We start from the raw sequence: 19,021 nt of genomic DNA, 5'->3' as shown, positions 1-19,021 counted from the left end.
ATTGCAAGAAAATGTGACATAAGGCACATTTTCTTGCTATCAGGAAAGGGTTTCAGAGACAAATCTCGCCGGAACTACCCTTTACGCGGCGCGGTCTCTGCGTGATGACTGCGATGGCGGTGATAACCATCGATCATACTGCGAAAAATTTGCCCTGGCGTGTCACCCAGCGTGCACAGGTAAATATGCGCGCAGATGAACAGTAAGCCCACAATCGCTAACGCCATATGCAGCACCAGCATCACCGGCCCAGCCCCTACCACCTGTGGGTAGAGACATAGCAACCCGGTGATGATCAGTAGTGGAACCAGTGCGTACATGATGGCCAGGTAGGCCAGCTGTTGCAGCGGGTTAAATTTGTCCTCTGCCGTTGCGGCAAACGGGTGCGGCTCACCTTTCATAATGCCATACAGATAAAAGCGTGTTTGCAGCAGGCAGCGTGATATCAACCCGCTAAATTTCACGCGATAATGGCAGCCGTTGCCGCTGGTTGCGTTTATTAACACAAAGCCAATCCAGAAGGCCAGCAATGCGAAGCCACACCAGGTATGTACCTGCACCATTAAGGCCACCGGTCCGACAGAAAAGTGCCCAAACAGGCCGCTTAGCAGAAGCAGGATAAAGAGCAGCGCATTACCCCAGTGCCAGCGGCGGACCGCCAGCGAATAAAGGTAGTCCCGATGCTCTTCCCCGGTTGCCGTTTTGGGCGCCAGCATCCGACGTAACAGCGCGTGCGTGACCAGGCCCGCAATCATCAGCACAATAATAACGCCTGCATAAATGAGCCACAGCGGCCAGTAGTCCGGCGCATAGTTAAGCTCTGCTCCCCAGATAGAATTCATACATTACCCTCCTGATGGATCTCTTTACGCCGATAGACACTTACCGGGCCGCTACGCGTATCCTGCTGGCGATAAACCTCTTTTTGATTAATCCAGTGCTGAATTTCCGGGTCATCGCGACGACCAAATTTCAGCGCATCCGTCGGACAAACGGAAACGCAGGCTGGCGATTGTCCGACCTCCAGGCGAGTATCGGCGCAGAAGTTACATTTGTCGGCAATCCCCGTTTGTGGGTTGAGGTAGCGGACATGGAACGGGCAAGCGGCGACGCAGTAGTCACAACCAATACAGCGAGACTTATCCACTTGTACAATGCCATTTTCGTCACGAAATGAAGCACCGGTAGGACAGACGCTGACGCACGGCGCATCTTCACAATGCTGACAGGAAACGCGAACAAACTGGAAGTGGGACAGCACCTCAGGTTCATGTTCGGGTGAACGGATCTGCACTTGTAGGCGACTAAATCCCTCCGGCACGTCATTCAGTACCTTGCAGGCAACCGTACACGCCTGACAGCCAATACAGCGTTTCTCGTCATGCAGCATGACATAAGGGTTTGTTGATTGATTCATGATGTTCTCCTTTCTCATGCCCGACGAAGCGTGACGCCAGCGGTGTGCACCACCGTACCGGAAACCGGACTGGTAACATGCGGAAGCAAATTACCGCAGTGAATACCGTGCGTCGTCGCCGCGGTTTTGGCTCCCGCCTTGGCGCCAAATCCCATATAAACGAACAGCGTATCGGGTCGTATTCCGGCAGTAACCAGCGCTTTGCCTTTTTCCTTACCGGTCGCATTTTCCAGCCAAATCTCATCGCCGTTTTTGATGCCTTTTTCACGGGCCGTTTGCGGGTGGATCCACACCGCGTTATCCCACATCAGCTCACTCAGCAGTGGTACATATTGCGTCGCGCCGTTGGTATGCACCGCCACTTTTCCCTGAATAAAATAGAGTTCATTGTCGCCTTTGAGGGCAAAATTGCGGGCGCGCGGAATACCGTAGCCAGGCAAAAGAGCTTCCAGCTCTTCAGAGTAGAGTTCAATTTTTCCAGACGGGGATTTAAAGCGCAGTTGCTCGCCATAGGTACCGTCGCCGTCAACCGCCACCGCGCCCGGATAACGCGCCACAAACTGACGCACTGCTTCAGGTTCCCGCAGCAGCAGCGGAACACCCCACTCCCGATATCCTTTCTGACGCAGTTCAGCGGAAAGCGCATGATCGCCATTAAGCTGGTACAGCTGCCGTGTCTGCATATCCTGCCAGGGGTAGAACTGCCCAAGGCCTAACTGCACGGCCAGTTCTTTCCAGATTTGCCAGCTCGGACGCGCATCCCCAATCGGCTCTACAACCTGCTGGCGCAGGGCATAGGCCGGATTCAGGCCCGACATGTCAGAGACTTCTTCATCGCGTTCAAGGTAGGTGCATTCGGGTAACAGATAATCGGCATATGCCGCGCTTTCGCTTAAATAGACATCGCAACTGACCACCAGATCGAGTTGTTCGACGGTTTTGACCAGATCAGGCCGACAGGTCACGGTTTGGAAAGGATTGTGGCGGGACATAATCCATCCCTTCACCGGATACGGCGTCTGGTTTAACACGGCATCGATGATGCTTTGCACCACGCCGCCGCCCGCCGCGATGTACTTGAATTGTGGGGCAACCAAATCGATGCGCTGCGCCGTTGGCTTGGGCAATTTGGCATCAGGTTTTGCCAGCACCGGAGCGACCTTCTCTCCGGCCAGCTTATTGTAGGTCGCCGCGGCTTTTTTCTGGTACAAGCCGCCTTCACGCTCAATATTTCCCAGCAGCGCATTGAGGGTGAAAATCATACGCCGCATATCAATTTCTTCTTGCGAAAACGTCGCGCGATGGCCAGGGCTGACGATAGCATGAGGCGCACAGGCGGCCATTTCGCGGGTAACCCGAACAATAATATCGGCAGGCACATCAGCCTGCTTTTGCGCCCATTCCGGCGTGGTCTCTTGTACCGCTTCGGCCAGTTGGTCAAACCCTGTTGTGTAGCGCGCTACGAAGTCCGCGTCATACAGATGTTCATTAATCATGACGTGACACATGGCCATTAACACCGGCAAGTCGCCGCCCGGCTTGAGCGCATGCCATTCATCCGCCTTGCTGGAGAAAACTGACAAACGGGGATCGAAGCTGACCATTTTTGCGCCCTTTTCCTGCGCGGTCATCAGTTCATGCGTTTCGGCAACCTCAATACCTTCATAGAGATTGTGGCCAAAAGAGACCATATAACGGGTATTGGCGATATCCATAGCCAAATCGCCGCCCATCATCACTTTGGCGGCAATCGATTTTCCGGCAGGGCATGTCGACGCATGCGTAAAGGTGTTTGGCGATCCAAACGCCGTTGCCAGCTGAAATAAATGACCCGAAAGCGAACCGGATTTGGAAGAGAATACGACCCCCTGAGGACCATGCTGCGCTTTTATTGCCGTCATTTTTTCGGCAATTTCTTTGTAAGCCTGTTCCCAACTAATAACCTGCCATTCTCCGCTGCCGCGAGGCCCTGTGCGTTTCATGGGTTTGACAATACGGTGCGGGTCGTTGACCAGGCTAACACCACTGCCTCCGCGCGCGCAGACACGCGTGCCTTGTTGAGGCGCATTAGGGTTCCCCTGAATAAAAACCGTCTTGTTATTAATTACCTGTGCCTGTATTGGACAACGATAAGAACACATTTCGCACAAGCTTGGCGTCAGAGATGTTTTCCCCTTAATGCTCTCTGGAGAATTTCGCGCCAGTGCGCCTGGCGGAAAACTGCCTATCGCACAGGCAGAGCAACCGATACCCACTCCTCGCAAAAAATTACGCCGACTAATGCTCATATAACCTCCTGTTATTAGATATATCCAATTATTATATGGTGTTTAAATTATTAATTTTTAACCTCACTCACATTTCATTAGAATATAGAGCAGCTAACCGCCAAAATAAAAACCCATTGTTTATAAAAGAATTTTAAAATTTCCAGAACACAACAAATCAGCACCAAATAACAATAATGGTTCTCATTTATATTATTTATCAGCTCATAGATTTCAGACAATTTATTCCAGTAATTTCCCTTAACAGTGCAAAATTTATTAATCAATTCTATTTAAGCCTGTTCATCTCAATTTTATTGCGTACATCATTCAGCATTGATAATCGCTTTGCTGATTACCTCGCTATTTTTTGGTATTCTTGGACGAGCGCTAAATTGATCCCGGACATAACTGAACAATGAATGACGGCAAGCAGCAACCTGGTTTTCTCTTTCACGATTACGAGACCTTTGGTACCCATCCGGCGCTGGACAGACCCGCGCAATTTGCGGCTATCCGCACAGATAGCGATTTCAACATTATCGGTGAACCTGAAGTCTTTTATTGCAAACCCGCAGACGACTATCTGCCGCAGCCTGAGGCGGTGCTGATAACCGGTATCACACCGCAGGAAGCGCGTGAAAAAGGAGAAAATGAAGCCGCCTTTGCTGCGCGCATCCACGCCCTGTTCACCGTGCCGAAAACCTGTATCCTGGGCTATAACAACGTGCGCTTCGATGATGAAGTGACGCGCAACATCCTGTATCGCAATTTCTACGATCCCTACGCCTGGAGCTGGCAGAACGATAATTCACGCTGGGATCTGCTGGATGTGATGCGCGCCTGCTATGCCCTGCGTCCTGAAGGAATTAACTGGCCGGAAAACGACGACGGCTTACCCAGCTTTCGCCTGGAGCATTTGACCAAAGCCAACGGTATTGAACATGCCAATGCCCACGATGCGATGGCCGACGTATACGCCACAATTGCGATGGCGCAATTAGTGAAGTCGCGCCAGCCGCGCCTGTTTGATTATCTCTACAGCCATCGCAATAAGCACAAGCTGGCCGCACTGATTGATGTCCCGCAAATGAAGCCGCTGGTCCATGTTTCGGGGATGTTCGGCGCATGGCGCGGCAACACCAGTTGGGTGGCGCCATTGGCCTGGCATCCTGAGAATCGCAACGCGGTGATTATGGTCGACTTAGCCGGTGATATTTCACCGCTGCTCGAACTGGACAGCGACGCGCTACGTGAGCGGCTCTACACTGCTAAAGCTGATCTGGGAGATAACCCAGCCGTGCCGGTTAAACTGGTGCACATCAACAAATGCCCGGTACTGGCACAGGCGAATACCTTGCGCCCGGAAGATGCCGATCGCCTTGGCATTAACCGCCAGCATTGTCTGGATAATCTCAAAATACTGCGCGAAAACCCGCAGGTTCGCGACAAAGTGGTGGCCATCTTCGCCGATGCGGAACCCTTTACGCCATCAGATAACGTAGACGCACAGTTATACAATGGTTTTTTCAGCGATGCCGACCGTGCCGCGATGAAAATCGTTCTGGAAACTGAGCCGCGCAATTTACCGGCGCTGGATATCTCCTTTGTCGATAAGCGCATTGAAAAGCTGCTGTTTAACTACCGCGCACGTAACTTCCCCGGAACGCTGGATGAAGCCGAACAGCAGCGCTGGCTGGACCATCGTCGTCAAATATTCACGCCTGAGTTTTTGCAAAATTACGCCAATGAATTGCAGATGCTGAGCCAGCAATATGCAGATAACAAAGAGAAACTGATGCTGCTGAAGTCACTCTGGCAGTATGCGCAAGAGATTGTATAACTCCCACGTATAAAAAAACCGGAGAACATGTCCCCGGTTTTTTTTATCTAAATACAGTTATTACGCGATATCTTCGTCGTACTGTGGCACCGGGTTACGGAAGCTTTTGGTCACGCAAGCCAGGTAAATCAGACCAATAGCGGCCCAGATCAGACCCAGAACCATTGAGCTCTCTTCCAGGTTCACCCACAGCGCACCAACGGTCAGCGCACCGCACATTGGCAGGAACAGATACTGGAAGTGGTCTTTCAGCGTCTTGTTACGCTTCTCACGGATCCAGAACTGGGAGATAACCGACAGGTTAACGAAGGTAAACGCCACCAGCGCACCGAAGTTAATCAGCGCCGTCGCCATCACCAGGTCGAAGTTAATTGCCAGCAGAGCAATCGCACCAACCAGAATGATGTTCATGGACGGAGTACGCCATTTCGGGTGGACATAACCGAAGAAACTTTTCGGGAACACACCGTCACGCCCCATCACATACATCAGACGCGCTACGCCTGCATGCGCCGCCATACCTGACGCCAGTACGGTAATGGTAGAGAAAATCAGCGCGCCGACCTGGAAGAACTTACCAGCGACATACAGCATGATTTCCGGCTGCGAAGCGTCCGGATCCTTGAAGCGTGAGATATCCGGGAAGTACAGCTGCAACAGATAGGTGGAGACGATAAAGATCAGGCCACCAATCAGCGCGGTCAGGAAAATCGCCCGCGGGATCACACGTTCAGCGTCTTTGGTTTCTTCAGACAGGTTGCTGATACCGTCAAAACCGGTGAACGAGAAGCACAGGATTGTAGCTCCCGTGATCATCGGGATCACATGCGCATCACCTGACCAGAACGGACGGCTGCTCGCCAGCGTACCGGCACCTTCCCCTTCGAACACGCCATAAACGACCATGCCGAGGATCACTGCAATCAGCACCACCTGCAACAACACGATTACGGTGTTGAAATTCGCAACAGATTTCAGGCTGCGCAGGTTAAAGGCGGTCATAAAGGCCACCAGCGCCACCACGAATATCCATGACGGTATCGACGGCACCAGAGCTTCAAAATAAATTTTCGCCAACAGAATGTTGATCATCGGTGCGAACAGGTAGTCCAGCAGTGACGACCAACCCACCATAAAGCCAACGGTCGGGCTAATGGATTTCTGGGCATAAGTGTAGGCAGAGCCTGCAGACGGATAGCGACGCACCAGTTTACCGTAGCTCAGTGCGGTAAAGAGGATGGCGATCAGTGCAAAGGCGTAAGCTGTCGGGACGTGACCATCGGTCATTCCTGATACGATACCGAATGTATCGAACAGCGTCATCGGCTGCATATAGGCAAGGCCCATCATGACAACCGGAACCAGCGTAAGCGTTTTACGTAATTCCACGCGAGAGGTGTTTGGAGTAGCGTTATGCGACATGGTTATCCCCCATTACGGCGAAAACCGTCGCGTAAGCAAAAAATTGCCCCATTTTTTGTTAATCCTCAGCGACAACAACTGTCGATTTTTAAGTAAGTATCTATCCGGTACGAAGCCCGGCCTCTTTTATGAATGATTGGTTTGATGCAAAAAAATAACCGACGCGTATTAAAACGTCGGTTAATGTCATTTTTTGCAAGCGGCGTATTTTGCACTAATTTGGAGAGAAATAACAAGAGATTGAAGCTACTACAAAAGAATATTTTTTCTTAACTGATTGATTTATCAGCAGCCGTTTTAACATACACCCCCGCAATAGCACTATTTGCTAAAATCTCATCCCGCCACCAGGCACTGGCCAACCCGGCAGTCTGTTCATTCCAACCTATCCACACGGGTTCAAAGATAATTTGTGCGACCACCTTTTTCTCAATCAGAGCGCCACTCTCCAGAAATCGCTGCGCCAGATAGCGCGGAATATAGCCGCATCCCAGACCACTGATTTGCAGTTCCAGCTTGGTTTTGAAGTCAAAAACGGTGATGGCTTCCTGATCGTCAAGCACCTGAGAGCCGGAGACGTTGGCATGCTGTGCATTGTCGCCCACCACAATCGCGCGAAAACGCCGAATAGTGCGACGATTTAACGGCTCCTGTTCCTGCGCCAGCGGATGATGCGACGCAACCACAAACACCTGCTCCAGAACCCCTAGCTGCGCAAAGCCAAATTCGCTCGCGGCAGGTGGTTCATGCGTGGCGCCGACAATAATATCTGCCCGCCCCTGAGTGAGGGCATCCCAGGAGCCGCCCAGCACGCCATTGATAAATTTCAGGCGCGTCACACTGTGGTGTTGATAGAAAGATTCGATGAGTGGGGCCAGCAGCGAAAAGGGAAACGTATCATCTACGCCAATAACCAGTTCATTCTCCCAGCCTTCGTGAAGTTTAATCGCCTGCTTTTCGAGTTCACGGACGGTGTGCAACACCTCCCGCCCCTTTTCCAGCAGCATCTGCCCGGTACGGGTAAACTTAGCCCGATGTCCGCTGCGATCGAGTAGCTGAATATTAAGATCGCTTTCCAGCTTATGGACGGTGTAGCTAAGCGCAGACGGCGTCTTAAACAATTTTGCCGACGCCGCTGCGAAACTGCCCTCTTTTTCCAACGCATCGAGGATGATAAGAACGTCCAGCAGTGGTTTCATACTCGCCCCCTGGCGGTATCAGCGGCACTCTGCTGGTCTGTCACTCCATCGGCATCACCAGCGGGTCAGGATACTGGTACTCAAACCCAAGCTCGTTACAAATACGGTTGCCATCAATGACTTTACCTTTACCGTTATCCTCATTGCCACGAAATTCCGGCGGCTCCATCCCCAACTGGCGGGCCATCTGTGGATAGAACACATTGCGCGCCGGATGCATAGGCGCACATATATTATAGATGTGTCCCCCTTTTGGCGCTTGCAGCAGCAAAGAGATGGCGGCAACCACATCATCCAGATGCACCAGATTGACGCCATGGTGTCCATCTGGCGCTGTCTTGCCAGCGAAAAAACGACCGGGATGTCTTCCCGGGCCGACAAGTCCGGCCAGGCGCAAAATATCCACCGAAGTGCCGGGTAAATTGTGCAACCAGTCTTCAAGTTCTTTCAAAACGCGACCACTTGCCGTGACCGGGTTACGCGGAGTCCCTTCTTTCACGATGCCTTGTGCATCGCCATAGACCGACGTCGAACTGGTAAAAATAATCCGCGGGATACGGTACGCCAGCGCACTGTCGACCAGCTCCTGCATAGCCTGCAGGTAAAATGTCTCCCCCGGACCGCTACGGCGCGCAGGTAGCGTAATAACCAGCGCGTCGGCGTCCATCAGTGCGTCGAGATCGTCTGTCTCACAGACCAGTTCAGGCTCCAGGCGCAGCGAGTAGCTCTCTATACCACTCATGCGGGCCGCTTCCACCCCATCCAATGTGGTTTTGCTGCCGGTAACCTGCCAGCCTCTCGCCGCCAGCGACATAGCTAACGGCATGCCTAACCAACCTAAACCGACAATTGCGACCTTTTTCATGCCTTCTCTCCTGACTTTTGGCCTATAACGCAAGGCTACGCTAGCCCACAGTGGCTGACAATTCATAGTATCAATATGAAATGAATTAATGATCAAAAAAAGCCCTTGCTTTCCGTAGCTAAAGTGGTTTAGGTTAAAAGACATCAAATGAATAAACATTCATCGAGAAAATTTATGACACGCGCTCAATTCAAACACCATCATCACCATCATCCTGACTAGTCTTTCAGGCGATGTGTGCTGGGAGACATTTAAATCTTCCAGCGGTGCATGAGCGTATGAGAAAGCCCCCGGAAGATTTCTTCCGGGGGCTTTTTTTTGTGCGTGACCCAAACTGATTCAGACAGGATAACGAGGAATAAAGAATGTTAGATAACACCCGTTTACGCATAGCTATGCAGAAATCAGGTCGTTTAAGCGATGATTCACGCGAATTGCTGGCTCGTTGCGGCATTAAAATTAATCTTCACACCCAGCGCCTGATCGCGATGGCTGAGAATATGCCGATCGATATTCTGCGCGTGCGTGATGACGATATCCCGGGTCTGGTGATGGACGGCGTCGTTGATCTCGGCATCATCGGGGAAAACGTTCTCGAAGAGGAATTGCTCAACCGCCGGGCACAGGGTGAAGATCCACGCTATTTTACCCTGCGTCGTCTGGACTTCGGCGGTTGCCGTCTTTCGCTGGCTACCCCGGTTGATGAAGCCTGGGATGGCCCGGCAGCGCTGAACGGTAAGCGTATCGCTACCTCTTACCCACACCTGCTTAAACGTTATCTTGATCAAAAAGGGGTGTCGTTTAAATCCTGTCTGTTAAACGGCTCTGTAGAAGTCGCTCCCCGCGCAGGTCTGGCTGATGCGATTTGCGATCTGGTGTCAACCGGAGCCACGCTTGAAGCCAACGGTCTGCGTGAAGTGGAAGTGATTTACCGCTCTAAAGCCTGCTTGATTCAGCGCGACGGCGAAATGGCCGAAGCCAAGCAACAACTGATTGACAAACTGCTGACCCGTATTCAGGGGGTCATTCAGGCACGTGAATCAAAATACATCATGATGCACGCGCCGAGCGAACGTCTGGACGAAGTCATCGCCCTGCTGCCTGGCGCTGAGCGCCCTACCATTCTGCCACTGGCAGGTGACCAACAGCGCGTAGCCATGCACATGGTCAGCAGCGAAACCCTGTTCTGGGAAACGATGGAAAAACTGAAAGCGCTCGGCGCCAGCTCCATTCTGGTGCTGCCGATTGAGAAGATGATGGAGTGATAGCCATGAGCTTCAATACCCTGATCGACTGGAATAGCTGTAGCCCCGAGCAGCAGCGCGAACTGCTGATGCGCCCGGCGATATCCGCCTCTGAAAGCATCAGCCGTACGGTGGCCGAGATTCTTGAGAACGTCAAAAATAACGGCGACCGGGCGCTGCGTGAATACAGTGCGAAGTTTGACAAAACCGAGGTCGGCGCGCTGCGCGTCACCGAAGAAGAAATTCAGCAAGCCAGTAGCCGCCTGAGCGACGAGCTGAAACAAGCCATGCAGGCGGCGGTGCGTAATATTGATGCGTTCCACACCGCGCAAATTCTGCCGCCAGTGGATATTGAAACTCAGCCTGGCGTGCGCTGCCAGCAGATTACTCGCCCTATCGCCTCCGTAGGCCTGTATATTCCAGGGGGATCGGCACCGCTCTTCTCGACCGTATTAATGCTGGCGACCCCGGCGCGTATCGCCGGCTGCAAAAAAGTGGTGCTCTGCTCACCGCCGCCGATTGCCGATGAAATCCTCTACGCCGCGCAACTGTGTGGCGTAAAAGAGGTGTTCAACGTGGGCGGCGCGCAGGCCATTGCCGCGCTGGCGCTGGGTACCGAGTCTATTCCTAAGGTCGATAAAATTTTCGGGCCAGGCAATGCGTATGTGACCGAAGCCAAACGTCAGGTCAGCCAACGTCTTGACGGCGCGGCTATCGACATGCCTGCGGGCCCGTCTGAAGTGCTGGTTATTGCCGACAGCGGCGCGACGCCTGACTTTGTTGCTTCCGACCTGCTCTCTCAGGCCGAACACGGCCCCGACTCGCAGGTTATCCTGCTGACGCCAGACGCTACGCTTGCCGAAGGCGTGGCCAAAGCCGTTGAACGCCAGCTCGCCGAGCTTTCCCGCGCCGACACCGCACGTCAGGCGCTCGCCGCCAGCCGACTGATCGTCGCCAGAGATCTTGAGCAATGCGTGGCCATCTCTAACGCCTACGGCCCGGAGCACCTGATTATTCAGACCCGTAACGCGCGTGAACTGGTTGACGATATCACCAGCGCTGGTTCGGTATTCCTGGGTGACTGGTCCCCTGAGTCGGCTGGTGACTATGCTTCCGGCACCAACCACGTTCTTCCGACCTATGGCTATACCGCAACCTGCTCAAGCCTTGGGCTGGCTGATTTCCAGAAACGGATGACGGTACAGGAATTAACTCCCCAAGGTTTCTCTGCCCTGGCCTCCACCATTGAAACACTGGCCGCTGCTGAACGACTGACTGCCCACAAAAATGCCGTCACCCTGCGCGTTAACGCCCTGAAGGAGCAAGCATGAGCACTGACAACTTTCTCAGCGTCACTGATTTAGCCCGTAAGAATGTTCGCGAGTTAACGCCCTATCAGTCTGCCCGTCGTCTTGGCGGTAACGGGGACGTGTGGCTCAACGCGAATGAGTACCCAACCGCCGTTGAGTTCCAGCTACGCCAGCAGACGCTGAACCGCTATCCGGAGTGTCAGCCGAAAGCCGTAATTGAGAATTACGCGCAATATGCTGGCGTCAAACCAGAACAGGTGCTGGTCAGCCGCGGCGCGGATGAAGGGATCGAACTGCTGGTGCGCGCTTTTTGCGAACCCGGTAAAGATGCCATTCTCTACTGTCCGCCGACTTACGGCATGTACAGCGTCAGCGCCGAAACGATTGGCGTTGAATGCCGCACCGTCCCGACCCTGGATAACTGGCAGTTGGATTTACAAGGCATCGCGGACAAGCTTGATGGCGTGAAAGTGGTCTACGTATGCAGCCCCAATAACCCAACCGGCCAGCTGATAAATCCGCAGGACCTACGTTCACTGCTCGAAATGACGCAGGGTAAAGCCATCGTGGTCGCTGATGAGGCCTATATTGAGTTTTGTCCGCAGGCTACGCTGGCAGGCTGGCTGTCTGAGTATCCGCATCTGGCAGTATTACGCACGCTGTCCAAAGCGTTTGCTCTCGCCGGTTTACGCTGCGGATTTACGCTGGCGAATGAAGAGGTTATCAATCTGCTGTTAAAGGTGATTGCCCCCTACCCGCTTTCTACCCCGGTAGCGGATATCGCCGCCCAGGCGCTGACGCCACAAGGGATTTCCGCCATGCGCCAACGCGTAGAGCAGATCCTGCAAGAGCGTCAGTATCTGGTGGAGAACCTGAAAACCATTCGCTGTGTAGAGCAGGTTTTTGACTCTGAAACCAACTATGTTCTGGCGCGCTTCACCGCATCAAGCAGCGTATTTAAATCTTTGTGGGATCAGGGCATTATCTTACGAGATCAGAATAAACAACCTTCATTAAGCGGCTGCCTGCGAATTACTGTCGGAACCCGCGAAGAGAGCCAGCGCGTCATTGACGCCTTACGTGCGGAGCAAGTATGAGCCAGAAGTATCTTTTTATTGACCGTGATGGAACCCTGATTTCCGAACCGCCAAGTGACTTTCAGGTCGATCGCTTTGACAAACTCGCCTTCGAGCCGGACGTCGTTCCCGTTTTGCTGAAGCTGCAAAAAGCAGGCTTTAAGCTGGTGATGATTACTAACCAGGATGGACTCGGTACGCAGAGCTTTCCGCAGGCCGATTTTGACGGTCCGCATAACCTGATGATGCAAATATTCACCTCTCAGGGCGTAGCATTCGATGAGGTGCTGATCTGCCCGCACCTGCCAGCGGACGCGTGTGATTGCCGTAAGCCAAAAGTGAAACTGGTTGAGCAATATCTGGTTGAACAGGCCATGGATGTGGCAAACAGCTACGTCATTGGTGACCGGGCGACCGATATTCAGCTCGCAGAAAACATGGGCATTAGCGGATTACGCTATCACCGCGACACCCTGAACTGGGCGATGATCGGTGAGCAGTTGACCAAACGAGACCGCTACGCGCACGTTGAGCGCAATACCAAAGAGACGCAGATTGACGTCAAAGTCTGGCTGGACCGCGAAGGCAGTAGCAAAATCAATACCGGCGTTGGCTTCTTTGACCACATGCTGGATCAAATCGCCACCCACGGCGGTTTTCGCATGGAGATTGCCGTCAAAGGCGATCTGTATATTGACGATCACCACACCGTTGAAGATACCGGTCTGGCGCTGGGTGAAGCCTTAAAGCTGGCATTAGGCGATAAACGCGGTATCAACCGTTTTGGTTTTGTGCTGCCGATGGACGAGTGCCTGGCACGTTGCGCGCTGGATATCTCGGGGCGTCCGCACCTGGAATACCGCGCGGAGTTTACCTACCAGCGCGTTGGCGATCTGAGCACAGAGATGATTGAACACTTCTTCCGTTCACTCTCTTACACCATGGGTGTCACCTTGCACCTGAAAACCAAAGGGAAAAATGACCACCACCGTGTGGAGAGCCTGTTTAAAGCCTTTGGTCGTACGCTGCGTCAGGCTATTCGCGTAGAAGGCGATACGCTGCCCTCCTCGAAAGGAGTGCTGTAATGAACGTGGTGATCCTTGATACCGGCTGCGCCAACCTGCACTCGGTGAAATCCGCCGTCGCGCGCCATGGATACGACCCGGTTGTCAGCCGTGACCCGGACGTGGTGCTGCGTGCCGATAAACTGTTTCTGCCGGGCGTCGGTACTGCCCAGGCGGCTATGGACCAGTTGCACGAGCGTGAACTGATTGAACTGATTAAAGCTTGTACGCAACCGGTACTGGGGATCTGCTTAGGCATGCAACTGCTTGGCCGCCGTAGCGAAGAGAGTAACGGTGTCTCTCTGCTGGGCATTATTGAGCAGGACGTTCCGAAGATGACCGATTTCGGTCTGCCGCTGCCGCATATGGGCTGGAATCGCGTCTATCCGCAGGCGGGAAATCGTCTGTTCCAGGGCATTGAAGATGGCGCATATTTCTACTTTGTACACAGCTATGCTATGCCGGTGAACCCGTGGACCATCGCCCAGTGCCATTACGGCGAACCGTTTACCGCGGCAGTGCAAAAGGACAATTTCTTTGGCGTGCAGTTTCACCCTGAACGCTCGGGCGCGGCTGGGGCGCAGTTGCTGAAAAACTTTCTGGAGATGTAATGATTATTCCGGCATTAGATTTAATCGACGGCACGGTGGTGCGTCTTCATCAGGGCGATTACGCAACGCAACGTGATTATGGCAATGATCCTCTCCCCCGTTTACAGGATTACGCCGCTCAGGGTGCCGAAGTACTGCACCTGGTTGATTTAACTGGCGCGAAAGACCCGGCGCAGCGGCAGATCCCGCTGATTAAAACGCTGGTCGCAGGTGTCAATGTTCCGGTACAGGTTGGCGGTGGCGTGCGGACTGAAGCGGACGTTGCGGCGCTGCTTGACGCAGGCGTGGCGCGCGTGGTGGTAGGTTCGACGGCAGTAAAATCCCCCGAGGTAGTCAAGAGCTGGTTTGCCCGTTTTGGCGCCGACGCGCTGGTGCTGGCACTGGACGTTCGTATTGACGAGCGCGGTAATAAACAGGTAGCGGTTAGCGGCTGGCAGGAAGATTCCGGGGTTTCTCTGGAAGAACTGGTTGAGACCTATTTACCCGTCGGCCTGAAGCACGTGCTGTGCACCGATATCTCCCGCGACGGCACGCTGGCTGGCTCAAACGTCGCGCTTTATGAAGAAGTGTGCGCCAAATATCCGCAGGTAGCATTCCAGTCATCTGGCGGCATTGGCGGGATCGAGGACGTAGCAGCCCTGCGTGGAACCGGCGTACGCGGCGTGATCGTCGGACGCGCCCTGCTGGAAGGTAAGTTCACCGTTGAGGAGGCCATTCAATGCTGGCAAAACGCATAATTCCTTGTCTGGACGTTCGTGATGGGCAGGTGGTAAAAGGCGTCCAGTTTCGCAATCACGAGATTATTGGCGACATTGTCCCGCTGGCAAAACGCTATGCCGATGAAGGCGCAGATGAACTGGTGTTCTACGATATCACCGCCTCCAGCGATGGCCGCGTAGTGGATAAAAGCTGGGTATCTCGCGTGGCAGAAGTGATCGATATTCCGTTCTGCGTTGCCGGTGGCATTAAATCCATCGACGATGCGGCGCGCATCCTCTCCTTCGGGGCGGATAAAATCTCTATCAACTCCCCGGCGCTGGCCGAACCGGAGCTTATCACTCGTCTGGCTGACCGCTTTGGCGTGCAGTGTATCGTGGTAGGCATTGATACCTGGTATGACGCCGAAACCGGCAAATATCATGTTAATCAATATACCGGGGATGAAAGCCGTACCCGCGTCACGCAGTGGGAAACGCTGGACTGGGTGCAGGAAGTACAGAAGCGCGGCGCGGGTGAAATCGTCCTGAACATGATGAACCAGGACGGCGTGCGTAACGGTTATGACCTGGAGCAACTGAAAAAAGTGCGCGACGTTTGCCATGTACCGCTGATTGCCTCCGGCGGCGCGGGCACCATGGAACACTTCCTTGAAGCATTCCGGGACGCCGACGTTGACGGCGCGCTTGCCGCTTCCGTCTTTCACAAGCAAATTATTAATATTGGCGAATTAAAAGCGTACCTGGCAACACAGGGCGTGGAGATCAGGATATGTTAACGAAGCAACAATGCCGCGAGCTGGACTGGGAAAAAACCGACGGACTGATGCCAGTCATCGTGCAGCATGCGGTTTCCGGTGAGGTACTAATGCTGGGTTATATGAACCCGGAAGCACTGGATAAAACGCTTGAAAGCGGCAAAGTGACCTTTTTCTCGCGGACCAAGCAGCGTCTGTGGACCAAAGGAGAAACCTCCGGTCACTTCCTGAACGTGGTGAGCATCGCGCCTGACTGCGACAACGACACCCTGCTGGTGCTGGTTAACCCGATTGGCCCAACCTGCCATAAAGGCACCTCAAGCTGCTTTGGCGACGCCAGCCACCAGTGGCTGTTCCTGTATCAGCTTGAGCAACTGCTGGCCGAACGTAAAACCGCTGATCCAGCCAGTTCCTACACCGCGAAACTGTATGCCAGCGGCACCAAACGCATTGCGCAAAAAGTGGGTGAAGAAGGCGTAGAGACCGCGCTGGCCGCAACCGTGAACGATCGTTTCGAACTGACCAATGAAGCCTCTGATCTGATGTATCACCTGCTGGTTCTGCTGCAGGATCAGGACCTCGACCTGACGACGGTGATTGAGAATTTACGCAAAAGACATCAGTAATCTGTAGACGTAAAAAAACCGGGCTCGCCCGGTTTTTTGTTGTCAGAATAAAACTGCTTTAGGATTACTGTGCTTTGGCTTTGTAACCGCGCAGCGCATTTTGCCCCAGCACGATCCCGGCACCAATCATCCCGCCGAGCAGAACCGCCAGCACCAGGGTGATTGCTTTTTTCGGACTGTCACGACGAATCGGTAACGTTGGTTTCAACACATAGCGGTAGGAGTGCAGTTTTGCCTTTTCAAGATTTAACGCCTCAATGTCCAGTAGGTTTTGCTTGGTCTGGTAGTAATTACCAGAGAAGATCAAGGGACGAGTCGCTTCGTGTTCAATCATTGATTTCAGTGCATCACTGCCCAGCAGTAGCATACTGTCCTGCGTGACATCCTGAGTTTGCTGAATTTGTGGCTTCACCACCCCAGCCTGTTCTGCATAACGCAAAGCTTCCTGGATTTGCTTGATACGCAAATCCTTTTGCTCCTGAGCAATAACCTCTTGGGTTTTCAGCGAGTCTGTAAGCGCTGTTGTTCGTAATTGAATATTATCTGCCAGATCAACAACCATCTCTTTGGCGACTTTGTCATCAATTTGTTGGATGTATTCAGAAAGCTGGCGCTGCGCCCTTTCCGCGGAATCCCCTACATAAGAGACGACCAATGGTAATTGCTGGCCTTTTACTGACTGCTCAATAGTCAGTTTTTCCGATTTTTCTTGATTGTCCAATGTTTCAACTAATGCAGAAAAAGCGGTACTAAAACGCCCAATCACATTCATTTGAAGCGATGCTGGCGCACTTGCACCATACAATACATTCAAGGCATTGTTGTAAGCGGCTATCTGCCCAACATCCGGTTGCGTGATAATTGCATTCGATGTCCATTTCTCTTTCGCAACGGCCAGGTATCCCACGGCCAACACAATCGCGACAACCACACAGACAATTATCGTTACTTTACCACGCCATAATTGTATTACTAAATCAATAAGATCAATCTGATCCGGATCGTTGCTGCGTCCAGATATTTTGTTATCACCTACAGACATAAATACCCTAAACTCTGAATGAGGAAAGACTTAAACTCGAATTAGTTTAGCTATAATTTGAGGCAATGCCATAGGATTAATGATAAAAAAATCAAATTGTTTGAGGGAATTTGATTGGTATTTCAATCACTACTGAAGAAGGGAAGAGATAAAACAGCAGTGTCAATACACAAGTCTCCTCCTGAGTAAATTATTTCACTCAACGGGTCCCATGTCAGACAGTCGATATAGTCTACTTTTCATTGTCATTGTATTAAATTCAAGCAATGAATACTTGCGTTCTAATGAGTAAAACGACAAGAGTAAAAAGAGATAACGATTAGCTTTTTAGCCATCTATCGGTTTCATTCCACTTTTAGCAGTATTCGTTGGTACCTGGCTATTATTTAGCCAAAAAGAGGAATAAACATATAATACCTGGTTACGGGGGCCGCTGGTTTCATCGGCTTCCACGTTAGCAAACGCCTCCTTGAGGCTGGCCATCAAGTAGTCGGTATTGATAACCTGAACGATTACTACGACGTAAGCCTTAAGCAGGCCCGTCTGGAATTACTGGCACAGCCCAACTTCCATTTTCATAAAATGGATTTGGCCGACCGCGAAAGTATCTCCGAACTCTTCGTATCTGGGCATTTTGATAGTGTGATTCATCTTGCAGCACAGGCGGGTGTTCGTTATTCACTCGAAAATCCGCATGCTTACGCGGACTCTAACCTCACCGGTTTTTTGAACATACTGGAAGGTTGTCGGCACAATAAAATTCAGCATTTGCTCTATGCCTCCTCCAGTTCGGCATACGGATTGAATCAGAAAATGCCTTTCTCAACAGATGATTCTGTTGATCACCCCGTGTCACTGTATGCGGCAACAAAAAAAGCCAACGAACTGATGGCCCATACCTATTCTCATCTGTACGGATTGCCAACAACCGGCCTGCGTTTTTTCACCGTGTATGGTCCATGGGGTCGCCCGGATATGGCGCTGTTCAAGTTCACCAAAGCGATGCTTGAAGGGAAAAGTATTGATGTTTATAACTACGGCAAAATGAAGCGCGATTTCACCTATATTGATAATATCGCAGAAGCAATCATTCGCCTGCAGGATGCCATTCCGCAAGCAGATGCCCAGTGGACCGTTGAAACAGGAACACCAGTGACCAGTATCGCCCCGTATCGCGTCTAGAATATCGGCAATAGTTCACCGGTTGAGCTAATGGACTATATCAAAGCCCTAGAAGAAGCTCTTGGCATCGACGCTTCAAAAAATATGCTACCGCTACAGCCCGGTGACGTGCTGGAAACCAGCGCAGAGACCAAAGCGCTATATGATGTAATCGGTTTTAAACCAGATACGACGGTTAGGGATGGAGTGCGTAACTTTGTCGACTGGAACCGTGACTTCTACAAAGTTTAATTACTGACCTGTTTAAAATAATAAATATCCTCCGGCATAGCCGGAGGTTTTTCGGATGCACCTATAAGGCTCTGTTACCAGCCGCGCCCTAACAGGCGCATACGATCTGACATTTGCATCAGACTTCGTTACTTACGGCCCGTAAACG

General features: G+C 52.2%; 17 protein-coding genes, 2 pseudogenes and 1 other annotated feature. Of the genes and pseudogenes, 11 read left to right on the top strand and 8 right to left on the bottom strand.

What is annotated here, in order from left to right; genetic code table 11:
* Positions 1-74: 74 nt before the first annotated feature.
* Genes phsC through phsA form a run of 3 tightly spaced genes read right to left on the bottom strand, consistent with a single transcriptional unit; the run spans position 75 to position 3,705 of the window.
* The gene (gene phsC / locus ABIE10_RS00095; protein WP_032319018.1) at positions 75-842 is read right to left on the bottom strand and encodes a thiosulfate reductase cytochrome B subunit; all 768 of its coding nucleotides are present in this window, start codon (positions 840-842) and stop codon (positions 75-77) included.
* Positions 839-1,417 (bottom strand): thiosulfate reductase electron transport protein PhsB, encoded by a 579-nt coding sequence (gene phsB / locus ABIE10_RS00090; RefSeq protein WP_016153548.1) that lies wholly within the window; start codon positions 1,415-1,417, stop codon positions 839-841. The genes phsC and phsB overlap by 4 nt, the downstream gene beginning before the upstream one ends.
* Positions 1,418-1,431: 14 nt before the next feature.
* Positions 1,432-3,705, bottom strand: coding sequence for a thiosulfate reductase PhsA (gene phsA / locus ABIE10_RS00085; protein ID WP_235117109.1), 2,274 nt, complete (start codon positions 3,703-3,705; stop codon positions 1,432-1,434).
* A gap of 397 nt (positions 3,706-4,102) precedes the next feature.
* Here phsA and sbcB point away from each other — a divergent pair, with 397 nt between their 5' ends.
* Positions 4,103-5,527, top strand: coding sequence for an exodeoxyribonuclease I (gene sbcB / locus ABIE10_RS00080; protein WP_016153550.1), 1,425 nt, complete (start codon positions 4,103-4,105; stop codon positions 5,525-5,527).
* Positions 5,528-5,587: 60 nt separating this feature from the next.
* On the opposite strand, the gene plaP is transcribed toward sbcB, so the two are convergent.
* The 4 genes and pseudogenes from plaP to ABIE10_RS00060 form a co-directional block, all read right to left on the bottom strand.
* The gene (gene plaP / locus ABIE10_RS00075; protein ID WP_016153551.1) at positions 5,588-6,949 is read right to left on the bottom strand and encodes a putrescine/proton symporter PlaP; all 1,362 of its coding nucleotides are present in this window, start codon (positions 6,947-6,949) and stop codon (positions 5,588-5,590) included.
* Positions 6,939-7,001, bottom strand: coding sequence for a membrane protein YoeI (gene yoeI / locus ABIE10_RS00070; protein ID WP_099045591.1), 63 nt, complete (start codon positions 6,999-7,001; stop codon positions 6,939-6,941). The genes plaP and yoeI overlap by 11 nt, the downstream gene beginning before the upstream one ends.
* A 162-nt stretch (positions 7,002-7,163) precedes the next feature.
* Positions 7,164-8,148: pseudogene (locus ABIE10_RS00065) on the bottom strand (LysR substrate-binding domain-containing protein).
* A gap of 40 nt (positions 8,149-8,188) precedes the next feature.
* Positions 8,189-9,013, bottom strand: coding sequence for an SDR family oxidoreductase (locus ABIE10_RS00060; RefSeq protein ID WP_047498991.1), 825 nt, complete (start codon positions 9,011-9,013; stop codon positions 8,189-8,191).
* Between the two features lie 174 nt (positions 9,014-9,187).
* On the opposite strand from ABIE10_RS00060, the gene hisL reads away from it, so the two are divergent.
* The 9 genes from hisL to hisIE all read left to right on the top strand — a co-directional run bounded on the left by hisL (position 9,188) and on the right by hisIE (position 16,418).
* Positions 9,188-9,235: a his operon leader peptide gene (gene hisL / locus ABIE10_RS00055; RefSeq protein ID WP_100250077.1), complete on the top strand. Its 48-nt coding sequence runs from the start codon at positions 9,188-9,190 to the stop codon at positions 9,233-9,235.
* Positions 9,211-9,333, top strand: a sequence feature (His leader region). Its footprint overlaps the gene before it by 25 nt.
* Before the next feature lie 45 nt (positions 9,334-9,378).
* Complete coding sequence (gene hisG / locus ABIE10_RS00050) at positions 9,379-10,278, top strand: ATP phosphoribosyltransferase (protein ID WP_003834191.1); 900 nt, start codon at positions 9,379-9,381, stop codon at positions 10,276-10,278.
* Positions 10,279-10,283: 5 nt separating this feature from the next.
* Positions 10,284-11,588: a histidinol dehydrogenase gene (gene hisD, locus ABIE10_RS00045; protein ID WP_046275333.1), complete on the top strand. Its 1,305-nt coding sequence runs from the start codon at positions 10,284-10,286 to the stop codon at positions 11,586-11,588.
* Complete coding sequence (gene hisC, locus ABIE10_RS00040) at positions 11,585-12,664, top strand: histidinol-phosphate transaminase (RefSeq protein WP_016156893.1); 1,080 nt, start codon at positions 11,585-11,587, stop codon at positions 12,662-12,664. Before hisD ends, hisC begins: the two co-directional genes overlap by 4 nt.
* Positions 12,661-13,728 (top strand): bifunctional histidinol-phosphatase/imidazoleglycerol-phosphate dehydratase HisB, encoded by a 1,068-nt coding sequence (hisB, locus tag ABIE10_RS00035; RefSeq protein ID WP_131346294.1) that lies wholly within the window; start codon positions 12,661-12,663, stop codon positions 13,726-13,728. The genes hisC and hisB overlap by 4 nt, the downstream gene beginning before the upstream one ends.
* Positions 13,728-14,318 carry an imidazole glycerol phosphate synthase subunit HisH gene (gene hisH, locus ABIE10_RS00030; protein WP_003030129.1) on the top strand — a complete coding sequence of 197 codons (591 nt, stop codon included), beginning with the start codon at positions 13,728-13,730 and terminating at the stop codon, positions 14,316-14,318. Before hisB ends, hisH begins: the two co-directional genes overlap by 1 nt.
* The gene (gene hisA, locus ABIE10_RS00025; RefSeq protein WP_016153557.1) at positions 14,318-15,055 is read left to right on the top strand and encodes a 1-(5-phosphoribosyl)-5-[(5-phosphoribosylamino)methylideneamino]imidazole-4-carboxamide isomerase; all 738 of its coding nucleotides are present in this window, start codon (positions 14,318-14,320) and stop codon (positions 15,053-15,055) included. Before hisH ends, hisA begins: the two co-directional genes overlap by 1 nt.
* Complete coding sequence (gene hisF, locus ABIE10_RS00020) at positions 15,037-15,813, top strand: imidazole glycerol phosphate synthase subunit HisF (RefSeq protein WP_019077116.1); 777 nt, start codon at positions 15,037-15,039, stop codon at positions 15,811-15,813. The genes hisA and hisF overlap by 19 nt, the downstream gene beginning before the upstream one ends.
* Entirely contained in the window at positions 15,807-16,418 is a 612-nt protein-coding gene (gene hisIE, locus ABIE10_RS00015) for a bifunctional phosphoribosyl-AMP cyclohydrolase/phosphoribosyl-ATP diphosphatase HisIE (RefSeq protein ID WP_000956425.1), read from the top strand. Before hisF ends, hisIE begins: the two co-directional genes overlap by 7 nt.
* Before the next feature lie 64 nt (positions 16,419-16,482).
* On the opposite strand, the gene wzzB is transcribed toward hisIE, so the two are convergent.
* Positions 16,483-17,460, bottom strand: coding sequence for an LPS O-antigen chain length determinant protein WzzB (wzzB, locus tag ABIE10_RS00010; RefSeq protein WP_429154262.1), 978 nt, complete (start codon positions 17,458-17,460; stop codon positions 16,483-16,485).
* A 417-nt stretch (positions 17,461-17,877) separates the two neighbouring features.
* Here wzzB and ABIE10_RS00005 point away from each other — a divergent pair.
* Positions 17,878-18,873 (top strand): annotated as a pseudogene (locus ABIE10_RS00005) (NAD-dependent epimerase).
* Positions 18,874-19,021 lie beyond the last annotated feature (148 nt).

The organism is Citrobacter sp. 506, from assembly GCF_050434985.1.
In the GTDB taxonomy this organism is placed as follows: domain Bacteria; phylum Pseudomonadota; class Gammaproteobacteria; order Enterobacterales; family Enterobacteriaceae; genus Citrobacter; species Citrobacter braakii.
This window is presented reverse-complemented; position numbering and strand designations above follow the sequence as displayed.

Coding starts and splice junctions, on each gene's coding strand:
- phsC (WP_032319018.1), bottom strand. CDS start 842: ATGAATTCTATCTGGGGAGCAGAGCTTAACTATGCGCCGGACTACTGG.
- phsB (WP_016153548.1), bottom strand. CDS start 1,417: ATGAATCAATCAACAAACCCTTATGTCATGCTGCATGACGAGAAACGC.
- phsA (WP_235117109.1), bottom strand. CDS start 3,705: ATGAGCATTAGTCGGCGTAATTTTTTGCGAGGAGTGGGTATCGGTTGC.
- sbcB (WP_016153550.1), top strand. CDS start 4,103: ATGAATGACGGCAAGCAGCAACCTGGTTTTCTCTTTCACGATTACGAG.
- plaP (WP_016153551.1), bottom strand. CDS start 6,949: ATGTCGCATAACGCTACTCCAAACACCTCTCGCGTGGAATTACGTAAA.
- ABIE10_RS00060 (WP_047498991.1), bottom strand. CDS start 9,013: ATGAAAAAGGTCGCAATTGTCGGTTTAGGTTGGTTAGGCATGCCGTTA.
- hisG (WP_003834191.1), top strand. CDS start 9,379: ATGTTAGATAACACCCGTTTACGCATAGCTATGCAGAAATCAGGTCGT.
- hisD (WP_046275333.1), top strand. CDS start 10,284: ATGAGCTTCAATACCCTGATCGACTGGAATAGCTGTAGCCCCGAGCAG.
- hisC (WP_016156893.1), top strand. CDS start 11,585: ATGAGCACTGACAACTTTCTCAGCGTCACTGATTTAGCCCGTAAGAAT.
- hisB (WP_131346294.1), top strand. CDS start 12,661: ATGAGCCAGAAGTATCTTTTTATTGACCGTGATGGAACCCTGATTTCC.
- hisH (WP_003030129.1), top strand. CDS start 13,728: ATGAACGTGGTGATCCTTGATACCGGCTGCGCCAACCTGCACTCGGTG.
- hisA (WP_016153557.1), top strand. CDS start 14,318: ATGATTATTCCGGCATTAGATTTAATCGACGGCACGGTGGTGCGTCTT.
- hisF (WP_019077116.1), top strand. CDS start 15,037: ATGCTGGCAAAACGCATAATTCCTTGTCTGGACGTTCGTGATGGGCAG.
- hisIE (WP_000956425.1), top strand. CDS start 15,807: ATGTTAACGAAGCAACAATGCCGCGAGCTGGACTGGGAAAAAACCGAC.
- wzzB (WP_429154262.1), bottom strand. CDS start 17,460: ATGTCTGTAGGTGATAACAAAATATCTGGACGCAGCAACGATCCGGAT.